The following is a 26,853-nucleotide window of genomic DNA, read 5'->3' on the forward strand; positions in this document are numbered from 1 at the left end:
GTGGAGTAAATATGGCGACTATGAAGGACATCGCCGAAAGGGCAGGAGTTTCGACTGCAACGGTTTCGCGTGTACTTAACCACGATGAGACCCTTTCTGTCGGAAAGGAAACGAAAGATCGGATCTTCGCAGCCGCAAAAGAGCTGAATTATACCAAAACCAAAAAAAAGAAAAGCAGAGAAAAGATTCTACTGTTGCAATGGTACACCCAAGAGGAAGAGTTGGATGACCTCTATTATCAAGGAATCCGTCTAGGGGCCGAAGAACGCGCCGAAGCTGAAGGGTATGATGTCGTACGCGTTTTCCATGATGTGACCTTCGACATCGAAAAGGACGTCATCGGTATCGTGGCAATCGGTAAGTTTGGAGAGCGTCAAGTTCAACGGCTGATGGATTTCGACAAGCCACTTTGCTTCATCGACTCTGATCAATTCAAATGGAAACAGGATTGCGTCATTGTCGATTTTGCATCTGCGATGGAACAAGTCATTGCTGAAATGGACAGAGGCGAGCATACTAAAATCGGATTCTTGGAAGGCAAGGAACTGACGAACGACAAAGAAATGCTGGTCCGCGATTTGCGCTCTGAGCTGTTCCTTGCTGAACTACGCAAACGGGGCTGGTACCGGGATAAGTATCACCATATCGGGAGCTTCAGTACTTCTTCGGGATACGAGATGATGAATCAGCTGCTTAGCGATAATGGGGAACAACTTCCGACTTTCCTGTTTGCCGAAAATGATGCGATCGCCATAGGAGCCTTACGTGCGCTTCAGGAAGCAGATATTGCGGTTCCTGATCAAGTTTCGGTAGTCGGATTCAACGACAGCAAAGTTGCCAAATACGTCTATCCGCCATTATCGACCATTCGTGTCGATACGCGCGAGTTGGGCAACACAGGCGTATCTTTGTTGTTGGACCGGATTGCCTACCCACGGAAAATCGCAAAAAAAATCAGTTTGTCGACTGAATGGATCAAACGCGCATCGACAACATGAGTCTGTCAAAGTGAGAATCTGAAAAAGAAGAAGCCGCACCAACAAACCGATACAGGTTGTTGGTGCGGCTTCTTTTCATATCATTTCAAAAATAGATCTTATTTTTTCCAATCATCGATCTTATCATTTGCCTTATCAGCTAAATCCTCGGCTTTATCATGGATATTTTCTTTGATTTCACCTTTTTTTTGTATGGCTTCGCCGCGTGCTTGTTGGAGTTTACCTTCTAATTCTTTTCCTGAGTCATCCACCAAGTCACCATATTCTTCTTTGATTTTGCCGACAACTTTGTCCTTCATGCCTTTTGCTTTATCACCCAAATTTGAATTCATGATGTTTCCTCCTTTTGATGTCACACTTTTTGACTACGCTTGCTATAACCTATTTTAGCGTATTTATTTTTAGAATCAAGCAATAGCCCTTGAGTCCAACTACATCATCCAGCGTCCTTCTGAAAGTATTTGGAAGCATGCATGCTTTTTCTCGCTTTGATTAAATGCTATACTAGATGAGCAGAATAATTAGTGAAAGGAGGCTATTTAGATGAAAATATTAGCCATTGAATCCTCAAACCAGACCATGAGTGCGGCTGTATGCGAAAATGGCCGCTTGCTCGCAGAGGTCACCACCAATGGAAATCTTCAGCATAGTACCCAATTGATGCCCGCGGTGGACCATGTCCTGCAACTTGCCGGATGGAAGCCTGCCGATTTGGAACGCATCGCAATCGCTAAGGGTCCGGGATCGTACACAGGAGTCAGGATCGGAGCGACCATCGCCAAGACATTGGCATGGACATTGGCGATTCCGTTAGTGCCTGTTTCCAGCCTGAAGGTTATTGCCGGCAATTGTGAAGGGGCAGCGCACAAGCTTGTTCCTATGATTGACGCGCGCCGGGGCAACTGTTACACAGCTGTTTATCAATTCGAGGGCAACTTGTTGGTGGAACGGATTGCCGACACACATATAGCCAGTGAAGAGTGGTTCCAGAGCTTATTGGCGGAAGAAGGCACTTACCTGTTCGTGGGAGAGGATGTCAGCAAATACCGCGAGCGGATTGTTGCATTATTCAAGGAGCGCGCTCTGTTTGCGGGAGAATCACAGGCTTTGCCGCGCGCGAGCGTTCTGGCGACACTTTCGGAATCCGGAACAGAGGAGGATCCGCATACATTTGTGCCAGCTTACTTGAAAAACCCGGAAGCTGAAGAAAAATGGGAAGAACAGCATCACAGTAATCGGAGGGAAGACTACGTTGAAAGAGTGGATTCATCGATTTAAATCCGTGTACAAGGAAATTCAAACCGATGTCCGGTCATACATCCTGTCAAAGTTCGTTTACAAGCAGGTTCCCTCCGATGAGGAAACCTATCTGTTGCGTAATCAGCTGCCCGTTAGATTGATGATCGGCAGGAAACAGCATATTCCGGATATTCTCTATATCGAACGGATGAGCTATGATGGTGCGACTCCTTGGGGAAGGACGGCATTGGAGAATGATATGCTGCAGAATCCCAAATCGCTGTATTACGTTTTGTATGAAGGGTATTCGCCCATTGCTTTTTTAGGTGTCAGATTGGATGGGAAAGATATCCATATCACTAATTTGGCGGTAGTGCCTGAATTTCAGCAAATCGGGGCGGCCACTTTGTTATTGCGGGTGCTGAAAGGCTTTGCTGACGAAAAAGGAGCCGCCAGCATCAGTCTGGAAGTGCGAATTTCAAACCACAGAGCGAAGTCCTTGTACGCGAAAATGGGTTTTCTGTCGGAGCGGGTCAAGCAGCATTATTATCACGGCGATGGCGAAGATGCTTTGGAAATGGTATGGCCGTTAACGGGAAAACAATCGGAAGTAAAGGAAGATGTTCATGCAACGCACGTTTGAAATCTGCGACCTAAAGGCGGACGCAGGCAAGTTGGAGCAACATGCACAGGCTCTGTATGAACTTACATTGCTGGCCAATGAGGGGCATTCCAGTTGGAAAGCATCCTCGTTCCTGTCTGAATTGAAGGACAATCATTCCCTTTATACAGGCTGCATGGAAGAAAACAGGTTAGTTGGCTATATTTGTTGCATGGCGGTTGTGGATGAGGCGTCGATCAATAATTTTGCGGTAGCACCTGACCAGCAGGGAAAAGGCATCGGAACAAAATTGTTGCAGGAGATGACCGTCTTGCTGAAAACGAAGGGCATGGAACGGCTCTGGCTTGAAGTCCGTGTCTCTAATGAAGCTGCCTGTAACCTGTACAAAAAAATAGGTTTCACAGAAATATACCGAAGAAAAGAGTATTACCAGAATCCAATCGAGGATGCCTACATCATGGAGTTGGCGCTGATATCGGAAAATAAAGAGGAGGCGGAAGGCTGTTGACAGAAACAGATGTGACCATACTCGCGATTGAGAGCAGTTGCGATGAAACAAGTGTAGCTGTGGTGAAAAATGGAAATACGGTCCTTTCGAATGTTGTTGCTTCCCAGATCAAAAGCCATATGCGCTTTGGCGGGGTTGTGCCGGAAGTAGCGAGTCGTCATCATGTCGAGCAGATCACCCAAATCGTTGAAGCGGCATTGCATGAGGCACAGGTCACTTTCGATGCCATCGATGCGGTCGCGGTAACACATGGCCCAGGCTTGGTCGGCTCGTTGCTGATCGGCGTCAGTGCGGCGAAAGCTTTAGCTTTTGCGCATCAGAAACCGCTCATTCCGGTCAATCATATGGCCGGCCATATTTATGCGAACCAGTTAGTGACACCTATGCGCTATCCGTTGCTGTCCTTGGTGGTCAGCGGGGGACATACGGAATTGGTGTATATGGAAAAGGACGGCTCTTTCGACATTATCGGCGAAACAAGGGATGATGCTGCGGGAGAGGCTTACGACAAAATCGGACGCATTTTGGGCTTGCCTTATCCAGGCGGGAAAAAAATGGATGAAATGGCTCATGAAGGCAAAGAAACGATGCATTTTCCGCGCGCTATGATCAAAGAGGACAATTATGATTTCAGCTTCAGCGGATTGAAAAGTTCCGTCATCAATACCGTCCACAATGCGCGCCAAAAAGGGGATGACATCAATCCTTACGACTTGGCTGCCAGTTTCCAGGCAAGCGTCGTGGAGGTTTTGGTGCATAAGACTTTGCGCGCAGCCAAGGAAAAGAATATCAAGCAGCTGTTGTTGGCTGGCGGAGTCGCCGCCAACAGAGGGCTGCGTGAGACGTTGTCCGCAAAAATGGCACTGGAGCTTCCGGAAGTCGAGGTCATCATCCCACCGTTGTCACTTTGCGGAGACAATGCGGCGATGATCGGGGCTGCGGCCTATACCGAATACCGCCAGAAACATTTTGCTGGATACGATCTGAATGCACATCCCGGGCTCGTGCTCGGAGAATAAAAAAAGAGAATGCTGGCCGATTATGTCGACCAACGTTCTCTTTTTTATGCTTTTTAATCTATCAGTGCTCTGCAGTAAGCGGCATCGAGATCCGAAAAATCGGTGACGATGACGGTTGCTAAGGATAGATCCTGCGGCGGAAAGTCGAGATTGCGGAAACCGATGCATTTGCACCCGGCCGCATGTGCAGATGCAACCCCATTTCGGGAGTCCTCTATGACGACGCAGTTTTCCGGGTTTGCTTTCAGGTTTTCTGCAGCATCCAGGAATATATCGGGCGCGGGCTTAGAGTGCGCAACGCTTTCTCCCGAAACAAAATAGCTGAAATATTTTTCGATGTCCAATGCTTTTACAGCCTTATGGATATCCGTCAAAGGAGAGGAAGAGGCAATCGCTAAAGGAACACCAGCTCCATGCAGGCGTGCAATGAAGGGAATCACACCAGGGATCGGTTGCAGGCCATCTTCTTCCATCAGACGGTTCCGGATGACGTTCGCCCGTTCAACCAACTCTCCGACCGGAGCATCTAGGTTGAATTCATTTTTCATTGTTTCCCACATGTACTCATGCGTCGTCCCTTGGTAGCGGAAATGGTATTCAAGCTCGGTGTCCACTCCGAATTCCTTCAATAACATACTTTCGGATCGCAAAAAGAATGGTTCCGTATCGATGATGACACCATCCATATCAAATAAAACGGCTTCCAACATATACTTACCTCCATATCCATATTATTAGTACTTGATCGAGCGCGTCTTAACAAAAGTTCAGGTACTGCTCAACTGAAACAGAAAACGTATGAGCCGAAACGGTTATCCGCTTCATTATTCACTAAGTTCCTCAAGCGCCATTGTTTGTTCTTCCCAATCTTGCATCAGCTCATCCTGCTGCGCCTGTAGGGTGAGCAATTGCTGGTTGAACTGTTGGACTTTTTCATGATCACCGTAAACTTCGGGCTCCGTCAATTGCAGTTCGATTGCAGCGATGGCCTCCTCCACGGTTGCCAATGCATCCTCCAAAGTCTCCACTTGCCGGGCCAGTTTTCTTTCCAATTTCAGCTTCTCTTTGGAAGAGACGTAATCTCCTTTGGCTTTCGAAAGAGGTTCTACGGAAGTGTTTGTTTCTACAGCGTTTCCAGCCTGCTGCAGAGCTTCTAGAGCCGCTTCTTGCTGTTTCTTTTCAATATAGTAATCGTAGTCCCCAAGGTATAATTTGCTGCCTTCAGCGGAGAGTTCGACGATGCTTGTCGCAATCCGGTTTATGAAATAGCGGTCATGGGAAACGAAAAGAAGGGTGCCATCATAATCGATCAAGGCATTTTCAAGCACTTCCTTGCTGTCGATGTCCAAATGGTTTGTGGGCTCATCGAGGACCAGAAAGTTCTTTTGATCCAAAGCTAGCTTACAGAGTGAAAGCCTAGCCTTCTCGCCACCACTCAATGCCGGGATCGTTTTTTCGACATCGGCGCCGGAGAACAGGAAACTTCCCAAGATGCTGCGCACATCTTTTTCGTTCAGCGTAGGGTGAAGATCCCAAATTTCGGCGAGAACGCTCTTGTTTTTGGAAAGGTTGCCTAATTCCTGGTCATAATAACCAAGCTCCACATTGGCACCGAGCTGGACTCTGCCTTTCAAAAGCGGAATCTCGGAAATGATTGACTTCAGCAAAGTGGACTTGCCGATTCCATTCGGACCGACAATCGCAATCGCTTGCTGTTTGCGGATATCAAGATTGATTGGGTCAGCTAGGACCGTATCAGCATAGCCGACTGCGCCGTTTTCAAGGGTCAAGACGACGTTTCCACTCTCTTTTGCGATCTCGAAGGAGAAACGGGCGGAACGTTCATCGCCTTTTGGTTTGTCCATCCGGTCCATTTTTTCAAGACGTTTACGGCGGCTTTGCGCCATCTTGGTCGTGGAGGCGCGCGCCAGGTTACGGGCAACATAATCCTCCAATTTGGAGATTTCATCTTGTTGCTTCTCGTAAGCTTTCAATTCCTGTTCCAAGCGGGTGGCTTTCTCGGTCAGATAATAAGAATAGTTCCCTTTGTAGTGCTGGATCTTGTGGCGGCTGATTTCGTAGACTTCAGTGGCGACTTTGTCCAGGAAATAGCGGTCATGGGAAACAATCAAAAGCGAGCCATTGTAACCGATTAGATAATTTTCCAGCCAAGCCAGCGTGTCGATGTCCAAATGGTTGGTGGGCTCATCCAAAATGAGCAGATCGTTCTTCTCAAGCAGGATTTTGGCCAAAGCGAGCCTTGTTTTCTGGCCGCCCGACAATTGGGAAATCGGGCGATTATAATCTTCTTCGTAGAACTGAAACCCGTGCAACACCGAACGGATTTCAGATTCATAGCCGTAAGCATTCTTCTCATGCAAGGTATGCTGAAGGTGGTCGTAGCGTTCTAAAGCTTTTTGATACGCCTCTTCGTCTTCGAGCAGATCCGGATCCCCCAAAGCGAAAGCGGCTTGCTCAGCCTCTTTGCTCAATTGGATGAGGGGGGCAAAAATGGTCAACATTTCTTGCCAAATTGTATTGGAGGAATCGACCGCGCTATGTTGATCCAAATAGCCAATTGTAACTTCCTTGCTCTTGGAAACGGAACCGGCATCCGTGGCTTCAATGCCTGCCAAAATCTTCAGTAGGGTTGATTTTCCTGCTCCGTTTCGGCCGACGAGCGCAATCCGCGAATGGTCCTGGACGGTAATTTGAATATTATCGAATAAGACGCTCGCCCCAAAAAAGCGCGCCAAATTTTGTCCTTGTAGTAAAATCATATGTAGTGTCCTCTTTCTAAACAAATACTCGTATTTATCCTTTCTATTTTATCACAGCAAGCACTGATTCGATAGGGACAAGCAGAGTTATTGCTATATTCACGTATTTGTGCATGTGAAATTTATTAATGGCCCCGCTTACAATTAGTATTGTATTTCACATATTGTTCAAAAAAGGCTTCACAATCAAGTCCGGTTTCGAACAAATTAGTAGATTTTTCACAATCAGATGCTATAATAGTCAATATGAAATGAAAGCTTAAGTATGTGAACATACTTTTTAAAGTTTGTGCATTCGGACAAACAATATGAGGTACTAAATGAACGAGGAAAGAAGAGGAGAAAATAATGTCGACGAATGATATTCCAAAAGCTACGGCAAGGAGGTTGCCGATTTACCATCGCTACTTGCGCTTTTTGCATAACGCTGGTAAAAAACGTGTTTCATCTACTGAATTGAGTGAAGCAGTAAAAGTGGACAGTGCTACTATCCGTAGGGATTTCTCATATTTTGGCGCACTAGGTAAAAGAGGATACGGCTATGATGTCGAGTATTTGTTGGATTTCTTCAGCAAAACCTTGAACCAAGACCGTTTGACTAACGTGGCTTTGATTGGTGTGGGTAATTTGGGTCATGCCTTGTTGAACTACAACTTCCATGTAAGCAATAATGTGCGCATCAGTGCGGCATTTGATGTCAATGAAGGCATCGTCGGAAAAATTCTTAGCGGCGTGCCCGTTTACCCGATGACAGATATGGTTGAGCAATTGCGCATTCAGCAGATTGATGTAGCCATTTTGACCGTTCCTCAGGAAGTAGCGCAAGATGCCACTAACCGATTGACCGAAGCGGGTGTTCGCGGGATCATGAACTTTACCCCGATCCGTCTTTCCGTTCCAGAAAATGTCCGCGTTCAGAATGTGGACTTGACGAATGAATTGCAGACATTGATCTATTTCTTGGACAATGATATCGGCTGAGCAAAGTCGACAGCCAAGTAGAAGAAAACGCAAAAAGAAGGATGAGGCTGCCTCATCCTTCTTTTTTTATGGCTGAACGAACCCGTTCAGCTTTTCCTAGTTTTTATCGATACTGTTTTTGATTTTCAAGTAAGCATTGAACATGCGTACGCCTTTGACAACATCACTTGTTGCGAAAAGCACGCTGATAATGGCCATGAATCCCCAGCCTGCAGTATTCACGGCATCGACTGCCAGCGAGATGAAGAGGACGGCGAAAACGAATCGGATAATTATTTGAATTAATAGATTTTTTAAAGTCATGTTATTCCTTTCTTCTTCCTAAATAGCGGGCTTCACGTGTCTTACGAAATGAGTTGGGACAGAATCGGCAAGGCTGACACGGCATTCATCAACGCATGGGCTATCATCGGAGTCGCTATGTTTCTTGTCCTGTAATAAATGAAAGAGAACCATAGTCCCAGTGAGCCGTAAACTAAATAGTGCCCATCATTATGCGCAATCGCAAAAAGCAAAGCGCTGATAGTGGCCGCGCCGACTATCCCGATTGCGTCAACCAGATGTGTGACAATCGCTTTACGGAATACAAATTCCTCCATCACAGGTGCAAAGATGATGATGTTAAAAATAAAGAATGGGTAGCGGTTTGTCAAATCCAGCAACACTTCCGTATTTTCAGAAACGACTGGCATCTTGAACAAAAGATACTCCACATTCATTGCGACGATCTGAATCAAGACAGCTCCCATGAAACCGAAGAATCCGTTTGTGAGCGTCTTTCCGATTGGGGGAGCCGGTTGATCCGTAAGACTGTTTTGTGGTGTCCATTTTTTTCTGCTATTCCATGCTACCATAAGGACAGTTCCTAGGAAAGCAAAGAATAACGAGAGATTCATGGCGGCTGCAATGCGATCTGCCTCCGGAATGAATAAAAGCATTAAGATCGGCAGAAACTGAGAAGCGAGATAGATGAGGATGATCTGTATGGCTAACGTTAACCTTGAACGTATTTTTTTATTCATATTAATAGTACCTTTCTGAGAAAACTGACGTTTTTGCGCTTGATAAATAGTATATCACAGTAGCGCTCAAAAATAGAATTGGAAAAAATCGGCTTCCCTCTTGCAAATTAATTGGAGATTGATTAATATAGAAATGTAACTTAGCACTCTGAGTTGATGAGTGCTAAAATGATATTATTTTGGAGGGATCATCTTGTTAAAACCATTAGGAAACCGTGTTATTGTAGAAGTTGCCAAAGAAGAAGAAAAATCTATAGGCGGCATCGTTTTACCGTCATCCGCTAAAGAAAAATCCCAAACAGGTACCGTTATTGCTGTTGGGACAGGTCTCGTGACAGATAACGGCGTAACAATCGAAATGACCGTTAAGGCTGGAGATACTGTTCTTTTTGAAAAATATGCAGGTACAGAAGTCAAATATGCGGGAACAGAATACTTAGTGATCAAAGAAAGCGACATCGTAGCAATCCTGGACTAAAAATATAATTCATGAGGTGAATCGATAAATGGCAAAAGACATTAAATTTTCAGAAGACGCAAGAGCAGCAATGCTTCGTGGTGTAGATATCTTAGCAAATACTGTAAAAGTGACTCTAGGACCCAAAGGACGCAATGTCGTTTTGGAAAAAGCATACGGCTCTCCGTTGATAACGAATGATGGCGTGACAATCGCCAAAGAAATCGAATTGGAAGATCGCTTCGAAAATATGGGAGCTAAATTAGTTGCCGAAGTTGCTTCCAAAACAAACGATATTGCCGGTGACGGTACTACGACTGCAACTGTTCTGACACAAGCCATCGTTCGTGAAGGACTGAAAAACGTTACAGCAGGTGCAAACCCAGTGGGCATCCGTCGCGGTATTGAGTTGGCTACACAAGCAGCTGTAAAAGGTTTGGCGGAAATTTCCCAAACCGTAAATTCAAGAGAATCGATCGCGCAGGTTGCTGCCGTATCATCAGGATCGAAAGAAATCGGCGAATTGATTGCGGAAGCGATGGAAAAAGTCGGCAACGACGGAGTCATCACTATAGAAGAATCTAAAGGAATCGAAACCGAATTGGATGTTGTTGAAGGCATGCAATTCGACCGCGGATACCTATCGCAATACATGGTCACAAACAACGACAAGATGGAAGCAGAATTAGAAGCACCATACATTCTGATCACGGACCGCAAATTATCTAATATCCAAGACATTTTGCCTTTATTGGAACAAATTCTGCAACAAGGACGCCCGTTATTGATTGTTGCTGATGATGTTGACGGAGAAGCACTTCCTACATTAGTATTGAATAAATTGCGTGGCACATTCAATGTAGCGGCAGTCAAAGCACCTGGTTTCGGTGACCGTCGTAAAGAAATGCTGCAGGACATCGCAATCTTGACAGGCGGTACAGTCATTGCTGAAGACTTAGGCTTGGAATTGAAGGATGCTTCCGTAGAACATTTGGGTCGTGCAGGCAAAGTTGTCGTAACCAAAGATTCCACAACAATCGTTGAAGGAGCTGGAGAAAAAGCAGCTATCGAACAACGTGTGGCTGTCATCCGTGCGCAATCAGCCGAAACAACTTCAGAGTTTGATCGCGAAAAATTACAGGAACGCCTTGCGAAATTATCTGGTGGCGTCGGCGTCATCAAAGTCGGAGCGGCTACAGAAACAGAATTGAGAGAACGCAAACTGCGTATCGAAGATGCTTTGAACGCAACGCGTGCTGCTGTTGAAGAAGGTATCGTATCCGGTGGTGGTACAGCCTTGATCAACGTTCAAAAATGCGTCGAAGCGTTGGAACTGACCGGCGATGAAGCGACAGGTGCACGCATTGTGGCACGTTCGTTAGAAGAGCCAGTGAGACAAATCGCTGAAAATGCAGGAAAAGAAGGCTCCGTTGTAGCCGATAAGATCAAAGGCCTTGAAGTTGGCATGGGTTATAACGCCGCAACCGACGAATGGGTAAACATGATCGAAGCAGGAATCGTCGATCCTACAAAAGTGACACGTTCCGCATTACAAAATGCAGCCAGCGTTGCTGCCTTGATCCTATCGACAGAAGCTATCGTAGCCGACCGTCCAGCCCCAGCCACACCCCCATCAATGGACCCAGGCATGGGCATGATGTAATCAGGATACGATGAATCCCACTCTAGAAATCGAGCACTAAGAGGAAATCCCCACCACGACCCGGTTTTGGTCGAGGTGGGGATTTCAGCTTAGGCGGAGATTTCTGGGATTCAGAGTTCGACTAAAACAGGATGTGATGATTCGCGTTTAGATACCCGGACGTTGGAGCACCCAGCGAAGTGAACCTCTTTTGTTCACTACGCTGGGTGTGAAACGGGATGGGTATCTGCGAATCAGAACTCAACTATCAGGATACGATGAATTGCGTTTAGAGGGTGAGCACTAAGAGGATAACCACAAAGCGGACGTTTTTTGTCCGTGTGTGGTTATCAGCTTAGGCGGAACCCTCTGCAATTCAGAGTTCAACTATAAAAGTGTGTGATGAATCCTAAGCTCAAACTCCAGGATTCAGAACCGTTCTAAAAGGATGCAATGTTTACGCAAGCAAATCTTTACAACCTCCAAATAGGGCTGACCGACATAATTTTGTTGGTCAGCCTAATTTTTTGCCTTCTGTCCTGGAAAAGCACCAATATATGCTCTGAAAACAAAAAAATTTCCCTTATTAAAAGCTGTTACATCAAGGCTTTTGAATGGTTATGGATGAAAGTTAATGTTTTTGGAGGAAAATGATTGCTTTATTCCCGTGTGGGTGGTATATTTTTGTTCGAGAGGTGATAGAAAGTGCTTACAGAAGAACGGCATAAAATCATTCTAGACACTTTAGCCAAAGATAATATCGTAAAACTGCAGGACCTTGTCGATGAGACAGGTAGTTCTGAATCCACGATCAGACGGGATTTGAGCACTCTTGAAGAAGCCGGATTCCTGATCCGCGTCCATGGCGGGGCAAAGAGAAACTACAGTGTTTCCGCTGAAGACAGGATGGAAGACAAAACGTCCAAAAACGTTCGGGATAAACAACGGATTGCCGAAAAAGCCGCTCAATTAGTGAGTGATCAAGACATCATCTTTTTGGATGCCGGATCGACCACCTATGAGATGATTCCTTTCTTAAAAGGCAAAAGCATTCTGGTCGTCACAAATGGGGTGCCGCATGCCAGTTTATTATCGGATATGCAAATCGAGACGATCCTTATCGGCGGCAAAATCAAGATGGAGACAAAAGCAGTCATCGGACCGGTCAGCCAAATGCAAATGAGAAATTACCGTTTCAGCAAAGCTTTTCTGGGCATCAACGGCATTGATAAGCAGTACGGCTTCACGACACCGGACACCGAAGAAGCGGCCATCAAACGCATAGCCATCGAAAATGCGGCACAAAGCTATGTCGTAGCGGATGCTTCGAAATTCAAACAAGTCAGCTTCGTGAAAGTCTGCGATATTGAGGATTGCGGTATCATCAGTTGCAATGTCCCGTCGGAAATCAAACGTAACCTGAAAGACAGTACAACTATTTGGGAGGCTGAATAATGATATATACAGTAACATTAAATCCATCCATCGATTACATCGTCCATTTACCCGCTATTGAGTTGGGTGAAGTGAACCGTATCCAACAGGATTTCAAACTGCCGGGTGGCAAAGGCATCAACGTTTCCCGCATCTTGAATGAACTGGAAGTGGAAAATACCGCTTTAGGGTTCCTTGGCGGTTTCACTGGAAAATACATCGAAGACTGGTTGGAAGCGGAAAAAAGCAAAACACACTTCACGCATGTGGATGAAGCGACCCGCATCAATGTCAAAATCAAGTCAGGGATGGAGACGGAAATGAACGGCCCAGGTCCGAATATCGAGCCTGCAGTCGCCGAAGAATTCCTGAAACAATTCGATGCGCTTGATCCGGAAAACGATATCGTAGTCTTGGCGGGAAGCAAACCTACAAGCTTGCCGGATGATTATTATCAGACCATCATCCGCAGACTGACGGACAAAGGTGTACCGTTCCTGATCGATACGACTGGGGAAGAATTAAAAAATGCGTTGCCTTACCACCCGTTATTGGTAAAACCGAACCACCACGAGTTGGCTGAATTGTTCGATACTACTTTCGAAACGGATGAGGACATCTTGCCATACGGGAAGAAGCTGCTTGAAGCTGGAGCGCAATACGCGATCATCTCGATGGCCGCTAAAGGAGCGATCCTTTTCACTCCGGAAGGTGTTTACCATGGAACAGTACCGAAAGGTGTACTTAAAAATTCAGTCGGTTCCGGAGATTCAATGATCGCCGGATTTGTTGGGACATACATGAAGACGCACGACCCGTTGGAAGCATTCAAAGTCAGTATCGCTTGCGGAAGCGCGACCGCTTTTGCCGACGATTTAGCCAAACGCGAAGAAATTGATGCTCTAGTCAAACAAGTCACTATCAGTCAGCTATAGGGAGGAGAACTTATTAATATGAAAATCAATGACATCTTACTAAAAGAATTAATGATTATGGATTTGCAAGCAACAACTAAAGAGGGCGTTATCGATGAAATGATTTCAGGTCTTTCCGCTAATGGCATCATCAATGATGCTGCAGTTTACAAAGAGGGCATTATGAAGCGCGAATCACAAACGTCCACTGGTTTGGGCGATGGCATCGCAATGCCGCATGCCAAAAACAAAGCGGTCATCAAACCTGCTGTCGTTTTTGCAAAAAGTGCAGCCGGTGTGGACTATGCATCATTGGATGGTCAACCAGCACATTTGTTCTTCATGATCGCTGCTCCGGAAGGCGCAAATAATGTTCATTTGGAAGTTTTAGCGTCATTATCCCGTTTACTCATCAATCCTGATTTCACTGCATCATTGAAAAAAGCTCAGACTCCAGAAGAAGTTCAAGGGTTATTTGCGGCAGCAGAAGCTGCACGCGAAGCCAAAGAGCAAGCTGAAGCAGCAGCAAAGGCAGCTCCAGTAGCAGCAACCGAAACGAAGAGACCTTTCGTCATTGCAGTGACGGCTTGTCCTACAGGGATCGCACACACGTATATGGCTGAAGATTCATTGAAATTGATGGCTGAAAAAATGGGCGTAGATATCCGCGTTGAAACGAACGGCTCGGATGGCGTCAAGAACGCCTTGACAGCCGACGAAATCCGCCGTGCTGATGGTGTCATCATAGCAGCTGACAAAAAAGTTGAGATGGCACGCTTCAACGGAAAACATGTTCTGCAAAGACCGGTAAGCGACGGCATCAACAAAGCTGAAGAATTGATCACAAAAGCAATGCGTCAAGAAGCGCCGATCCTGAATGTAGAAGGCGATATATTCTCAGCCAGCGACAGCGATGAAAAACAATCCATCATCGGAAGAGTATACAAAGACTTGATGAACGGTATTTCACACATGTTGCCGTTTGTTGTAGGTGGTGGTATCCTGATTGCGATCTCCTTCCTGTTCGAAACGTCATTCGGTGCAGATAGCCCGTTGTTTATTTCCTTCATGGCAATTGGTGGAGCAGCATTCAGCTTCCTGATTCCAATTTTGGCCGGTTACATCGCAATGAGTATCGCAGATCGTCCGGGGTTGCTCCCAGGTATGGCAGGCGGTTACTTGGCTGTGCAAGCAAATGCCGGATTCCTGGGCGGGTTGATCGCTGGTTTCTTGGCCGGTTACATCATGGTTTATCTGAAGAAAGCCTTTAAAGGCTTGCCTCGTACCTTGGATGGCATGAAGACAATTCTCTTGTACCCTGTGTTCGGTCTATTGATCACTGGTTTGTTAATGTATTTCTTGGTAGGTCCTGTCTTCTCTACAATCAATACAGCTATGATCACTTTCCTGGAAAACTTGGGTACGGGTAACGCGGTGCTATTGGGTGCTGTTCTTGGCGGCATGATGGCAATCGATATGGGTGGTCCATTCAACAAAGCAGCTTACGCCTTCTCAATCGGTATCTTTACGGATACTGGCGATGGTAGCTTAATGGCCGCTGTAATGGCTGGTGGTATGATTCCTCCATTGGCAATCGGTATCGCAACTTTGATTTTCAAAAACAAATTTACGGATATCGAACAAAAATCCGGGCTTTCCAACATTTTGTTGGGTCTTTCCTTCATCACTGAAGGTGCGATTCCGTTCGCTGCAGCAGATCCGATGCGCGTTATCGGCTCATCTATCGTTGGTTCAGCGATTGCGGGTGGTTTGACGCAGCTATGGGCCGTTTCGATCCCTGCACCACATGGTGGCTTGTTCGTAATCACATTGGCTAACCGTCCACTGATGTTCTTGCTGGCTTTGTTGATCGGTACAGCCGTTTCAGCATTGATGTTAGGTCTTTGGAAACAAGATAAGACACAAGAAGTCGCAAAATAAATTGAATCACTCATTTAGAGAACAGACAGGGTATCCCCTAGCTGTTCTCTTTTTTATTGTTCGGAAAATAAGTCGTATAAATGAAAAGGGTATGACAGATAAATGAGAATAATGTAAAAAAATGGGATGATTTTCATGGCAGATATGCTATAATGCATATTGTTAAATAAACGAAAATGTAGATATCAGTTCATGCATAAAAGCAACGGATATTGAAATCTGTATAAGGAGGTAAAAGCATGGCAGCAAAGGAATCAATCAAAAAAGTGGTTTTGGCTTACTCAGGTGGATTGGATACGTCCGTCATCATCCCTTGGTTAAAAGAAAATTACAACAACTGTGAAGTAATCGCCGTAGTAGGAGACGTAGGACAAGGTGATGACTACAGCCGATTGGAAGAAAAAGCAATCAACTGTGGCGCATCGAAGTTGTATGTTGCAGACCTGAAGAAAGAGTTCGTTGAAGAATTTATTTGGCCGACATTGCAAGCAGGCGCTAAGTACGAAGGACAATATTTATTGGGGACTTCTTTCGCTCGTCCGATCATTGCTAAAAGAATGGTAGAGATCGCGCACTTGGAGAATGCTGATGCAATCGTTCACGGGGCAACAGGGAAAGGGAACGACCAAGTCCGTTTTGAAGTCGGAATCAGAGAATTCGATCCGAACATCACGATAATCGCTCCTTGGAGAGAATGGGAATTGACTTCCAGAGAAGATGAATTTGCGTATGCTGCTGCACATAACGTGCCGCTTCCGATTACATTGGAAACAAACTACTCAAAAGATAAAAACTTGTGGCACCTGTCTCATGAGGGTCTTGATCTGGAAATGACAGCCAACGAGCCTGATTACGATAAAATCCTGGAGATGTGTGTGACTCCTGAAAAAGCTCCGGACGAAGCGACCTATGTTACGCTGGAATTCAAAAAAGGTATACCGGTCAGCTTAAATGGTGAAGCTTTGGACGGCATCGCCCTGATCGAAAAATTGAACGTGATCGCAGGCGCGAACGGCGTCGGTATCATCGATATCGTGGAGAACCGCTTAGTCGGCATGAAATCAAGGGGCGTTTATGAAACGCCAGCCGGAACTGTGCTGTATCATGCCCACGACAAATTGGAACAGCTTTGCCTGGATAAAGACACGTTCCAATACAAACAATTGCTGGCAAACAAATATGCGGAGCTTGTATACAACGGATTGTGGTATACACCATTACGCAAAGCGTTGGGTGCATTTGTGGATGAGACACAACAGAATGTCGAAGGTTTCGTGAAGATGAAACTTTACAAAGGCAACATCACTGATGCTGGCGTTGTCAGCGCGAAATCATTATACAGCGAAAGCTTCGCGACTTTCGAGAGCGACGATGTATACAACCATACTGATGCAGCCGGCTTTATCCGTCTGTTCGGATTGCCTACATCCATCCGTGTCATGAAAGAGCAAGCTGAAGGTCAAGCGACACATGAAGAATTGAAAGATCTTTTAAAATAAACAACCGGTATTAGTGTCTCTCGACAACTAGCCCGCTCCGGAACGCCCTCATCAGGCAATAACTCCTGATGAGGGCGTTCTTTTTCGAAACCTTGGAGTATGATGACGTAAACATGCTCCCATCCGGGAATGGAGCAATATGACCTTGCCAAACTTTGATATCCCAAAAGAATAAACTATGATAAAATGAATGCATTCATATTATGCTAGTTTAAGGAGGAGGAGATTAAGCGTGAATCAAACAGGTGAATGGAATAAAGCTCGTAAAATTATCATCGGCATCATTGATGTGCTGTTGTTCATCGGATCATTGCTGTTATCTTTTTATTTAAAATTCGGAAGAAATATACCATTGATAAACTTCGATGCCTTTCAGGGCAGCATTGTCTACGTCTCAGTGATTTTCATCATCGTCAATATCCTGTTCGGTACGTATATATTTTATAACAAATCGATCAGTGACTTCTTGTTCATCACGGTCATCGGACAATTCGTCCTTTCGTTGATTATCATGGCGCTGACTTTTGCCGGGCGATGGTTGGCATTCCCGCGATCGGTCATTCTGATCAACTTTTTTGTGGGAACAATCCTTTTGTTCTTGTTCCGCGTAATGGTTTTCAAAATGTATCAGAGCATGAGCGGAAGCAAACGGGTCATGATTGTCGGTATGGAAAAGGAAGTGTTTGCGGCAGTCGACAACTTCACGAATACAAAAAGCATCCGTCATGTCGTGACGCATGTCGTTCTATCGGATTATTACGAAAATGTTCTGCGGCATCTGGAAGAGATTGATATCGTCTACTTAGCGAGCCAGATCGAAGAATCTGAAAAACTCAAGATATACGATCTGTTGACGAGCAAAGAGAAGAAGATGTTCTTGAATACGAGTTTCGAGAATCTGATCATGGTCAATCCGAATATGATGAACATCGAGGACGAAAGCATCATCGAAGTTTCCCCGTTCCGTATCTCGGCAGAAGATGGCCTTATGAAACGGATCATCGATATTGCGGTTGCGCTCATCGGTATCGTCATCACTTCGCCGATCATGGCAGTTACGGCTATCTTGGTGAAGAAAAGTTCCGAAGGTCCCGTGTTCTACAAGCAGACACGCATCACCAAAGACGGCAAGGAATTCGAAATCCTGAAGTTCCGTAGCATGGGTGTAACTGCTGAAAAGGATTCAGGCCCGGTTTTGGCCACGAGCAATGATATGCGCGTCACAAAAGTCGGCAAATATCTGCGCTCTTTGCGCATCGATGAGCTGCCGCAGTTGTTCAATGTGTTGCTGGGCGATATGTCTTTGGTCGGTCCCCGGCCGGAACGTCCCTTCTTCGTTGATCAATTCAAGGAGTTGAATCCGCATTATTACCTGCGCCACAACGTTCGTGCCGGTATTACAGGATATGCGCAAGTTTACGGGAAATACGCTTCCGACTTCAACAGCAAGCTGAACTTCGATCTGATCTACATCAAGAAATATTCCTTGATACTGGATCTGAAGATCATGCTGCAGACCGTCAAAATCTTGTTTGATAAAGTATCATCCCGCGGAGTGGATGAAAGCGAACGAGAAATTCTGACCGAGCAAGAGATTGAAGCACGCGGCATCAGAGTCATTTATTAAAACGAAAAGCAGGCTTGGACCGCTAGCCATCATTTGGAATAGCGAAGTTTCATTACTGTAAAAAAAACCATCCTACCGGGCTTTTTTCTGCCCGCCAGGATGGCTTTTTGTTTACACAGAAATGCCGGTTGTGTTTGCGGGAATGTTGGCTAATCACTATAATCAATCTGATGGATTTTGGACAAAAAAGCGGAAATGTAGAGGGAATTGCGTTACAATAGTTAAATAGAACACTTCCTTCTGCTGCACCGTGACAGAATGCGGAGGCGTACGATCAAAGATGAAATGAGTGAGTTGGATGAGTTTTGATTATAACGATGATAGTTTAGCTTTGCATACTGATTTGTACCAAATTAACATGATGAAGACTTATTGGGATGAAGGCATTACCGAAAAACATGCAATTTTTGAACTATACTTCCGGAAGTATCCTTTCAATAATGGCTATGCAGTCTATGCGGGGCTTGAGCGCTTCGTTTCCTACATTCAGAATTTACGCTTTACGGATACGGACATCGCCTATTTGCGTGAGCATGTCGGCTACGAGGAAGGTTTTTTGGAGTATCTGAAAAATTTTCGTTTCTCAGGCACGATCCGTTCGGCTTTGGAGGGGGATCTCGTCTTCGCGAATGAACCGATTGTCCAAGTTGAAGGTCCGTTGGCGGAATGCCAATTGATCGAAACCGCCTTATTGAATGTCGTCAATTTCCAAACGCTGATAGCGACAAAAGCTGCACGTCTGCGCTATGTCTGCGATGATGAGCCGTTGATGGAATTCGGTTCCAGAAGAGCGCAGGAAATGGATGCCGCCATCTGGGGCACACGCGCAGCCTACATCGCGGGATTCAATGCCACGAGCAATGTCCGAGCTGCTAAACTGTTCGGCATTCCGGCTTCGGGTACCCATGCCCATTCGATGGTGCAAGTTTATCGCAATGATTATGATGCCTTCATGGCTTATGCGCGTTCCCACAAGGATTGTGTATTCTTGGTGGATACGTATGATACGTTGAAATCGGGCGTGCCGAATGCCATCAAAGTGGCGAAGGAAATGGGAGATAAAATCAACTTCAACGGCGTACGCATAGATAGCGGGGATATGGCCTACATTTCCAAAAAAGTTCGTCAGCAATTGGACGAAGCAGGATTTACCGATGCGAAAATCTACGCATCGAACGACTTGGATGAATTGACCATCTTGAACCTGAAGATGCAAGGCGCAAAAATAGATGTCTGGGGTGTCGGCACCAAGCTGATTACCGCTTATGACCAACCCGCGCTTGGAGCGGTCTATAAATTAGTTTCCATAGCGGATGAGAGCGGCAAAATGGTGGACACGATGAAGATCTCCAGCAACGCCGAAAAAGTTTCCACACCGGGCAAGAAACAAGTATGGCGGATCACCCGCAAGCGTGACGGCAAGTCGGAAGGGGACTACATTGCGCTTTGGGAAGAAAAGCCCGATCAAGAGGCGGAACTGTATATGTTCCATCCCGTCTTCACATACATCAATAAGACCATCACAGACTTTGAGGCGCGTCCCGTTCTCCAGGATATCATCGTGGATGGTGAAGTGGTTTATGAATTGCCTTCGCTCCAAGAAGTAAAAGCCTTCTCGGAAGCGCAGATGAGCGGTTTATGGGATGAATACAAACGAATCCTGAATCCGGAAGACTATCCGGTCGACTTGTCACAGAAGACGTACGATCACAAGATGTCCACCATCAAAGCCATCAAGAAGCAAATCAAGGAAGAAGCGTCATTATTGGAAAGCACTAAATAACCAATCAAATCAATCAAGGGGGAATAGGTATGCGTCCATTACAAAAAGAAATTATTGCTGCATTAAGAGTGAAACCGGAAATCGATCCAAAAGAGGAAATCCGCATCAGCATCGATTTCATGAAAGATTATTTGGCGGCACACCCATTTTTGAAGGCATTCGTTTTAGGTATCAGTGGAGGACAAGACTCCACTTTGACCGGGCGGTTAGCCCAGTTGGCGATCCAGGAAATGCGCGACGAGACAGGCGATGACAGTTACCAATTTATTGCTGTGCGCCTTCCATACGGCATTCAATTTGATGAGCACGATGCTCAGGCTGCACTTGCCTTCATTTTGCCGGACCAAAAATTAGTCGTGAATATCAAAGAAATGGCTGATGCTGCACTCGATGCGCTTGAAGAAGCCGGCCTAACCATCACCGACTTCAACAAAGGAAACATCAAAGCACGTCAACGCATGATCGTTCAGTTCGCGATAGCGGGAGACAGCAGTGGAGCCGTTTTGGGGACTGACCATGCGGCAGAATCCGTGACCGGCTTCTTCACAAAATTCGGGGATGGCGCAGCCGACTTATTGCCGATTTGGCGCTTGAACAAACGTCAAGGGCGCCAATTACTGAAAGAATTGGGCGCACCGGCAGAGCTCTACGAAAAAGTTCCGACAGCGGACTTGGAAGAAAATCGTCCTGCATTGCCTGATGAGGTGGCTTTGGGAGTGACGTACGAGATGATCGACGCTTATCTGGAAGGCAAGGAAATACCGGAAAAGGACGCTGAAGTCATCGAAGGCTGGTATACGAAGACCGAGCATAAACGTCACTTGCCGATTACGGTCTATGACAGTTTTTGGAAAGAAGCCTAATCTGTTCAGATAGTGGGGTTGTGCAGTGAAAATCAGCGAAAAATTTAAAATGATGAAAGAAAATCAAGAGCTGCAATGCAAGAGCAGGGGACGCCTCCTGCTCTTGCATTGCTTCAGCTTGTTGGCGACCGTATTCGTGGTCCATCTCTTTCTTCAATGGACCCAAAATGATCTGGATGCCGGAATGGTCGTGAATTTTGTATTTGCTTGGCACACCGAGAAGTTCCTGATCAGTACGGGCGTATTAGTGACGCTGGGGCTATGGATTTGGGCGTTGGTAGGGAATATCCGCTTGGCGAATGCATTGTTGTTGCTGGCGGGAGGAATCCTTGGGATGGCGACCTATGAAAAAATGCTGCAGCGCAACGAGCCCGTTTATCCGAGTGATTTGAAGATGCTGACGGAAGCCACTTTCCTTTTGGAAATGCTGAATGGACCGACCTTGGCGGTACTGATTTTTGCACTAATGGCATTGCTGGCATTCGGATTTTTTTCCTTGCGCAGATCTCAAACAACCGTGAAGTTGGGATGGAAGTCACGCGTGCTTATGTTCGTTGCAACAAGTTTGGCACTCGGCTATGCAGGCCAGTTCCAGCAGGAAGGCAATCTGCTCAAGAAAGCCTATGACAGAACGGCTTATTGGATTCCATACAGCCAACAAATGAATTACTACAACACCGGATTTGTGGCTGGCTTCCTTTACAATCTATCGGCTGCACCGATGGAGATGCCGGCGGATTATTCACAGGAAAAAATCGATGAGTTGAAGGTAATCTATCAGCAATTTGCTGACGAAATCAACGCAGAAAGAACAGCAGTGTTGCCCGAAACGAATGTCATCTACATCATGAATGAAAGTTTTGCGGACCCGCTCGAGTTGGAAGGATTGGATCTGCGAAGTGATCCGATTCCGTTCACGAGAGCCTTGATGGATAAAAGCTACAGCGGCGAGCTGTTGTCCCAAGGATATGGTGGCGGAACCGCCAATATCGAATTTGAGGCTTTGACGGGATTTTCGATGGAGCCGTTCGCCGCGAACATCACGACACCGTATACGCAATTCCTGTCCTCCCAAGCCGATTTCCCATCAGTCGTGTCCCGTTTGGAAGAGGCTGGCTTCCGTACCACAGCCATCCATCCCTACAATACGACCATGTACAAACGGCTTGAGAACTATGAGACTTTGGGGTTTGATTCCTTCCTCTACGAGGATACGATGACGCATACGGACAAGTTGGATACCAATCCGTACATTTCGGATGCAGCGGCGTATGCTGAAATAACAGCTATCCTGAAAGCTAGTGAGGAAAAAGATTTTATCCATTTGGTGACGATGCAGAACCATACCCCTTACCAAGACAAATATACGGTTACCCCCTCTGCAGCGGAAACCGGTGTAGCCAGCCAGACGATCCGGAATTATCTGCAGGATCTGAAGTACAGCGATCAAGCGTTGGCCGCTCTGTTGGCCGCTCTTCAGGAGTGGGACGAGCCGACTGTCGTTGTGTTTTGGGGGGATCATTGGCCCAGCGTTTTCGGCGAGGATCTTTATGCGCTGAACACGATCCAAAATATGCATGAAACGCCTATGTTCATCTACAGCAACACGGAAGAGGTCCAAAAGGATCTGGGGGTCACCAGTCCCATCTATTTCTTCCCGGAAGTGCTGGAACTGAGCGGCAGCCGCGTCACCGCCTTTGAAGCCCTGTTGATGGCGCTTCAGGAACAGGTGCCGGCTTTCGAAAAAACGCTGTATGTGGATGGCGATACCGGTGAATATGTCTCGAGCCGAGAGGGACTGTCCGAGCAGGCAAGGAGTCTGTTGGCGGATTATGACCTGATCCAGTACGATACGACCACCGGAAACCGGTACGCAGAATCAAACGGTTTTTTCCGAATAATCGACTGAAACAAGGTGCGCAGGCTGGCGCCTTTTGCGGGAGTTGATTTGCAAGTGGGGCCGGAATCGCCTATGATTAAGGAAATACAGGGTGAAAGGAGGGATCCGGTGAGTTTCTTTATACGTTTTATGCTTCTTTTCGGTGCGACGATTCTGGCGAGTATGCTGTTCACCTATCTTTTCCGTGCGGCAGCGAGACGGTTCCGTTGGACGGATAAGCCATCCGAAGCGAAAGTGCATATCAAGGAGACGCCGACGATGGGGGGCGTGGCCATATTCTTGGCTTATTGGGGTGCCTTCTTCATTGGGGTCCCTCTGAGTAATCGCTCGGGTTTTGCGGGCATCATGTTTTTGAGCTCGCTGATCATCCTTGTGACGGGGATCATCGATGATTCCTATGATCTAAGGCCTTGGCAAAAAATGATTGGCATCCTTACTGCGGCAAACGTGCTCTATTTCTTTACCGGCATCAAAATAGACAGCCTGACGCTGGATTATTTCGGAACGATCGAATTCCATGAAGCGGGTTACTTTGTGATGATGCTGTGGATTGTGGTCATCACGAATGCGGTGAATCTGATGGATGGGCTGGATGGCTTAGCGACAGGCACTTCGATCATATCCCTCTCGACAATGGGCTTCGTCAGCTATTTCTTCACCGACTATATGGATGTGGCCACTGTTGTCATGATTTTCCTTTTGGTTGCGAGCTTGCTGGGCTTTTTGCCTTTCAACTTCTACCCGTCCTCCATTTTCTTGGGGGATACAGGCTCCTTGTTCGTAGGATTTATGATTGCGGTGCTGTCCTTGTACGGCCTGAAACATGCCACCTTCGTATCGCTGCTGATACCGGTAGCCATTCTAGGGGTTCCGTTGACAGACACGATTGCCGCTGTCCTTCGCCGAACCTTGCATAAGCGTTCCATCAGCGCGAAGGATAAAAGCCACCTGCACCACCGGTTGCTGCGGCTGGGCTTTACGCACCGACAGACCGTTTTGGTCATTTATGCATTGGCAATCATCTTTTCTTTGACTGCCATCCTGTTCCCGATTTCTTCTTTCTGGGGAACAGTAGTTTTGGGGGTTGGGCTTATTTTCGGCGTGATGTTATTCATCGCCTCCTTCAATTTGTTGGACAATAATCGTTCCAAGTTGCGTAAGACTTTGTATCGCCTTTTAAGGGAAAAAGATGACAAAAACAAATGAACAAGCCATGAAAGCCAAATCGGCTATCACGCGCTTGTTCATTTTTTTATTCAGGATTTATTCGATTTCTCCTTCATCGACATCATCGTAAGCTGGAGAAACCGGGCTCTCCACATAATCCTCTTCGCCGATTTCAAAGACAACACGGCCGTTCATGACATTCGTAATAGTGCTCTGGAAATGGCTGATATCTTCCGTAGGGATGCCGCATAAAAAACAAACTTGATCGGTGTATTGGGCCTCAATCAGAGTATAGGGCGATTGCGCTAAGTAATTCTCCAATTTTCCGGAGGCGGAATAGGAAACGATGCAGCCAACTTTTGTCTGGAGGCTACGTACAACGATGCCGATGTCCTTCAGTGCTGTCGATACGGAGCGGCTGTAGGCACGGATCAATCCGCCAGCACCGAGCTTTGTTCCGCCGAAATAGCGGGTGACGACGGCTGCGACGTAACATAGATTGTTTTTCTTGAGCACTTCCAACATCGGGACGCCGGCTGTTCCGGATGGTTCACCGTCGTCATGGGCGCGCTGGATTTCGTTGGGGTCGCCGATCAGGTAAGCAGAACAGTTATGCGTCGCTTTCCAGTGCTCTTTTTTGATACCTTGGATGAATTCTTTGGCCTCGTCCTCGGAATGGACACGTTTGAGGCTGCAGATGAAGCGTGAGCCCTTGATGATGATCTCTGTAACGCCGCTTTCTGCGATAGTGTGATAGGTTGTCAGCATAGTCTTTAGCCCCCAATATGTTGTTCAAACTCATTTTACCACAGTGGCCGTCGGATGACAGGCCACTAACGAGGAAAGGGACTTTCCGAACATTTCCATTTGTGGTATTGTTAGATGGAATAGACCAAACGGCCATAGGGGTCGATGGAAAGGTGATCTGCGTGAAAGCTACAGATTTAATCGATGTACTCAAGATGAAAAAAGTTGTCGGGAGCTTGGATCCCGATTTGAATATTGGAAAAATCAGTCAGGATTCCCGCGATATCCAATCAGGGGATCTGTTTGTCTGTATCGACGGTACGCAAGTCGATGGCCACAATTACGTTGAGAAGGCGGTCGCCAACGGTGCGGGCTTGATTGTTGCCCATAAGGATATCCAAAGATTGGCAGCGACTGTCCCGGTTGTATATGTTCCCGATACGGGCAAAGCGATGAGCCTTCTTGCAAATCACTTTTATGCGTACCCTAGTGAGTCTATGAAAGTCATCGGCGTCACAGGGACCAATGGAAAGACGACAGTGACCTATTTGGTGGAAGCCATCCTTAAGGCGATGGATAAAAAAACTGGGTTAATGGGCACCATCGAAATGCATATCGGCGACGAAGTGCACAAAACGAAAAATACGACGCCTGATAGTATCACGATGCAAAAATCCCTACACCTTATGGTTGAGAAGAAGACGGAATACTTCACGTTGGAGCTTTCCTCGATTGCTTTGGAAATGGGCAGAGCGTGGGGGCTTGATATGGATGTCGCAATCATGACAAACTTGACGCATGAACACATGGAATTCCATCACACAATGGAAGCCTATGCCGAAGCGAAAAAACTGCTCTTTTCCCAACTAGGGAACGGTCGCAAAAACGGACGTACAAAAACGGCGGTTCTGAATGCGGATGATGAAACGATCCACAGCTACCGCATCGCTACGGCGGCAGAAGTCATTTCTTACAGCGTGAAGGATGAAACGGCTGATTTCTTTGCCGCGGATATCGCATACAGCCGGACGCAGACCCGCTTCAATCTGGTCGTATATGGGGAACGTTATCCTGTCGTGACGAACTTGGTGGGGCTTTATAATGTTTCAAATACATTGGCTGCGCTGGCGGCTGTTTATGCTCTGGGCATTCCGTTGGAGCATGCATCAAAAGCGGTCGCGTCATTGGCTGGTGTTACCGGAAGATTGGAGATTGTCCCTGGCGCGAGCGACATCGGCGTCTATGTCGATTTTGCCCATTCGCCGGATGCGATGGAAAAAGTATTGAGTGTGGTGCGCGAATTTACTCAAGGCAGGGTCATTTCCGTTTTTGGCGGAGCTGGGGAACGGGAGCATGAAAAACGCCCGATCATGGCCCGCATCGGTACGGAACTTTCCGATTATGTGGTCCTGACGACGGATGACACCGGGAAAGAACCGCAGGAACAGATTATCTCAATGATGCTTGCCGGCATCGAAAAGGACAACTACGAATACATCGAAAACCGCAAGGAAGCCATCGTGTACGCAATCACCATCGCAGAACCGGGAGATACGGTTATCCTGCTGGGGCGTGGACATGAGGCTGACTACAACGACAGAGGAAGAATGATCAGACTGTTGGACAGTGAAGTGGCGGCTGAAGCGATTGAATTGCGCAACAAGAGGCTTGCCGACAAAGCCTAAAAGCAGAGAATTACCGCATAATATA

The 26,853-nt window shown here is 46.5% G+C and carries 24 protein-coding genes; 18 read left to right on the top strand and 6 right to left on the bottom strand.

What is annotated here, in order from left to right:
- The first annotated feature begins 11 nt into the window (after positions 1-11).
- Positions 12-998, top strand: coding sequence for a LacI family DNA-binding transcriptional regulator (locus tag BLV66_RS07550; RefSeq protein WP_086985526.1), 987 nt, complete (start codon positions 12-14; stop codon positions 996-998).
- A 98-nt stretch (positions 999-1,096) separates the two neighbouring features.
- Here the strand turns inward: BLV66_RS07550 and BLV66_RS07555 are convergent, their stop codons facing one another.
- Positions 1,097-1,330, bottom strand: a complete 234-nt coding sequence (locus BLV66_RS07555; RefSeq protein WP_086985527.1) for a CsbD family protein — start codon at positions 1,328-1,330, stop codon at positions 1,097-1,099.
- A 211-nt stretch (positions 1,331-1,541) separates the two neighbouring features.
- Here BLV66_RS07555 and tsaB point away from each other — a divergent pair, with 211 nt between their 5' ends.
- From tsaB to tsaD, 4 genes are read left to right on the top strand one after another with little or no spacing between them, the layout of a single operon-like run.
- Positions 1,542-2,276 carry a tRNA (adenosine(37)-N6)-threonylcarbamoyltransferase complex dimerization subunit type 1 TsaB gene (tsaB, locus tag BLV66_RS07560; protein WP_086985528.1) on the top strand — a complete coding sequence of 245 codons (735 nt, stop codon included), beginning with the start codon at positions 1,542-1,544 and terminating at the stop codon, positions 2,274-2,276.
- Positions 2,251-2,880 carry a ribosomal protein S18-alanine N-acetyltransferase gene (gene rimI, locus BLV66_RS07565; RefSeq protein WP_086985529.1) on the top strand — a complete coding sequence of 210 codons (630 nt, stop codon included), beginning with the start codon at positions 2,251-2,253 and terminating at the stop codon, positions 2,878-2,880. The genes tsaB and rimI (BLV66_RS07565) overlap by 26 nt, the downstream gene beginning before the upstream one ends.
- On the top strand, positions 2,864-3,367 hold the full coding sequence (gene rimI, locus BLV66_RS07570; protein ID WP_176974178.1) for a ribosomal protein S18-alanine N-acetyltransferase: 504 nt from the start codon (positions 2,864-2,866) through the stop codon (positions 3,365-3,367). Before rimI (BLV66_RS07565) ends, rimI (BLV66_RS07570) begins: the two co-directional genes overlap by 17 nt.
- Entirely contained in the window at positions 3,361-4,386 is a 1,026-nt protein-coding gene (gene tsaD, locus BLV66_RS07575; RefSeq protein ID WP_086985531.1) for a tRNA (adenosine(37)-N6)-threonylcarbamoyltransferase complex transferase subunit TsaD, read from the top strand. The genes rimI (BLV66_RS07570) and tsaD overlap by 7 nt, the downstream gene beginning before the upstream one ends.
- A gap of 53 nt (positions 4,387-4,439) precedes the next feature.
- Here tsaD and BLV66_RS07580 read toward each other — a convergent pair whose 3' ends face one another.
- Both BLV66_RS07580 and BLV66_RS07585 read right to left on the bottom strand, forming a co-directional pair.
- Complete coding sequence (locus BLV66_RS07580) at positions 4,440-5,096, bottom strand: HAD family hydrolase (RefSeq protein WP_086985532.1); 657 nt, start codon at positions 5,094-5,096, stop codon at positions 4,440-4,442.
- Between the two features lie 114 nt (positions 5,097-5,210).
- A complete protein-coding gene (locus BLV66_RS07585) occupies positions 5,211-7,166 on the bottom strand; it encodes an ABC-F family ATP-binding cassette domain-containing protein (RefSeq protein WP_086985533.1) in 1,956 nt (651 codons plus the stop codon).
- A 348-nt stretch (positions 7,167-7,514) separates the two neighbouring features.
- On the opposite strand from BLV66_RS07585, the gene BLV66_RS07590 reads away from it, so the two are divergent.
- On the top strand, positions 7,515-8,147 hold the full coding sequence (locus tag BLV66_RS07590; RefSeq protein ID WP_068560999.1) for a redox-sensing transcriptional repressor Rex: 633 nt from the start codon (positions 7,515-7,517) through the stop codon (positions 8,145-8,147).
- A 96-nt stretch (positions 8,148-8,243) separates the two neighbouring features.
- On the opposite strand, the gene BLV66_RS07595 is transcribed toward BLV66_RS07590, so the two are convergent.
- The gene (locus BLV66_RS07595) at positions 8,244-8,450 is read right to left on the bottom strand and encodes a DUF4305 domain-containing protein (RefSeq protein WP_086985534.1); all 207 of its coding nucleotides are present in this window, start codon (positions 8,448-8,450) and stop codon (positions 8,244-8,246) included.
- 41 nt (positions 8,451-8,491) lie between these two features.
- Positions 8,492-9,169, bottom strand: a complete 678-nt coding sequence (locus BLV66_RS07600) for a CPBP family intramembrane glutamic endopeptidase (RefSeq protein ID WP_086985535.1) — start codon at positions 9,167-9,169, stop codon at positions 8,492-8,494.
- A 193-nt stretch (positions 9,170-9,362) separates the two neighbouring features.
- On the opposite strand from BLV66_RS07600, the gene groES reads away from it, so the two are divergent.
- From groES to BLV66_RS07660, 11 genes are all read left to right on the top strand, one after another.
- Entirely contained in the window at positions 9,363-9,647 is a 285-nt protein-coding gene (gene groES / locus BLV66_RS07605; protein ID WP_086985536.1) for a co-chaperone GroES, read from the top strand.
- Positions 9,648-9,675: 28 nt separating this feature from the next.
- Complete coding sequence (gene groL, locus BLV66_RS07610; protein ID WP_086985537.1) at positions 9,676-11,289, top strand: chaperonin GroEL; 1,614 nt, start codon at positions 9,676-9,678, stop codon at positions 11,287-11,289.
- Between the two features lie 684 nt (positions 11,290-11,973).
- The gene (locus BLV66_RS07620) at positions 11,974-12,723 is read left to right on the top strand and encodes a DeoR/GlpR family DNA-binding transcription regulator (protein ID WP_086985539.1); all 750 of its coding nucleotides are present in this window, start codon (positions 11,974-11,976) and stop codon (positions 12,721-12,723) included.
- Complete coding sequence (gene pfkB / locus BLV66_RS07625; protein ID WP_086985540.1) at positions 12,723-13,637, top strand: 1-phosphofructokinase; 915 nt, start codon at positions 12,723-12,725, stop codon at positions 13,635-13,637. The genes BLV66_RS07620 and pfkB overlap by 1 nt, the downstream gene beginning before the upstream one ends.
- An 18-nt stretch (positions 13,638-13,655) precedes the next feature.
- Positions 13,656-15,557: a PTS fructose transporter subunit IIABC gene (locus BLV66_RS07630; protein ID WP_086985541.1), complete on the top strand. Its 1,902-nt coding sequence runs from the start codon at positions 13,656-13,658 to the stop codon at positions 15,555-15,557.
- Positions 15,558-15,796: 239 nt separating this feature from the next.
- The gene (locus BLV66_RS07635) at positions 15,797-17,056 is read left to right on the top strand and encodes an argininosuccinate synthase (RefSeq protein ID WP_086985542.1); all 1,260 of its coding nucleotides are present in this window, start codon (positions 15,797-15,799) and stop codon (positions 17,054-17,056) included.
- Between the two features lie 190 nt (positions 17,057-17,246).
- Positions 17,247-18,683 (top strand): sugar transferase, encoded by a 1,437-nt coding sequence (locus BLV66_RS07640; protein ID WP_086985543.1) that lies wholly within the window; start codon positions 17,247-17,249, stop codon positions 18,681-18,683.
- Between the two features lie 298 nt (positions 18,684-18,981).
- Positions 18,982-20,466, top strand: a complete 1,485-nt coding sequence (locus tag BLV66_RS07645) for a nicotinate phosphoribosyltransferase (RefSeq protein ID WP_086985544.1) — start codon at positions 18,982-18,984, stop codon at positions 20,464-20,466.
- Positions 20,467-20,495: 29 nt separating this feature from the next.
- Positions 20,496-21,329: an NAD(+) synthase gene (nadE, locus tag BLV66_RS07650; protein ID WP_086985545.1), complete on the top strand. Its 834-nt coding sequence runs from the start codon at positions 20,496-20,498 to the stop codon at positions 21,327-21,329.
- A gap of 25 nt (positions 21,330-21,354) precedes the next feature.
- Entirely contained in the window at positions 21,355-23,238 is a 1,884-nt protein-coding gene (locus tag BLV66_RS07655; protein WP_086985546.1) for an LTA synthase family protein, read from the top strand.
- A gap of 99 nt (positions 23,239-23,337) precedes the next feature.
- Positions 23,338-24,435, top strand: a complete 1,098-nt coding sequence (locus tag BLV66_RS07660) for a glycosyltransferase family 4 protein (RefSeq protein ID WP_245826654.1) — start codon at positions 23,338-23,340, stop codon at positions 24,433-24,435.
- A gap of 57 nt (positions 24,436-24,492) precedes the next feature.
- On the opposite strand, the gene BLV66_RS07665 is transcribed toward BLV66_RS07660, so the two are convergent.
- The gene (locus BLV66_RS07665) at positions 24,493-25,164 is read right to left on the bottom strand and encodes a YigZ family protein (RefSeq protein WP_086985547.1); all 672 of its coding nucleotides are present in this window, start codon (positions 25,162-25,164) and stop codon (positions 24,493-24,495) included.
- A 161-nt stretch (positions 25,165-25,325) separates the two neighbouring features.
- On the opposite strand from BLV66_RS07665, the gene BLV66_RS07670 reads away from it, so the two are divergent.
- Entirely contained in the window at positions 25,326-26,828 is a 1,503-nt protein-coding gene (locus BLV66_RS07670) for a UDP-N-acetylmuramoyl-L-alanyl-D-glutamate--2,6-diaminopimelate ligase (protein WP_176974179.1), read from the top strand.
- The last annotated feature ends 25 nt before the right edge of the window (positions 26,829-26,853 follow it).

The organism is Trichococcus collinsii, assembly GCF_900107505.1.
Classification (GTDB): domain Bacteria; phylum Bacillota; class Bacilli; order Lactobacillales; family Aerococcaceae; genus Trichococcus; species Trichococcus collinsii.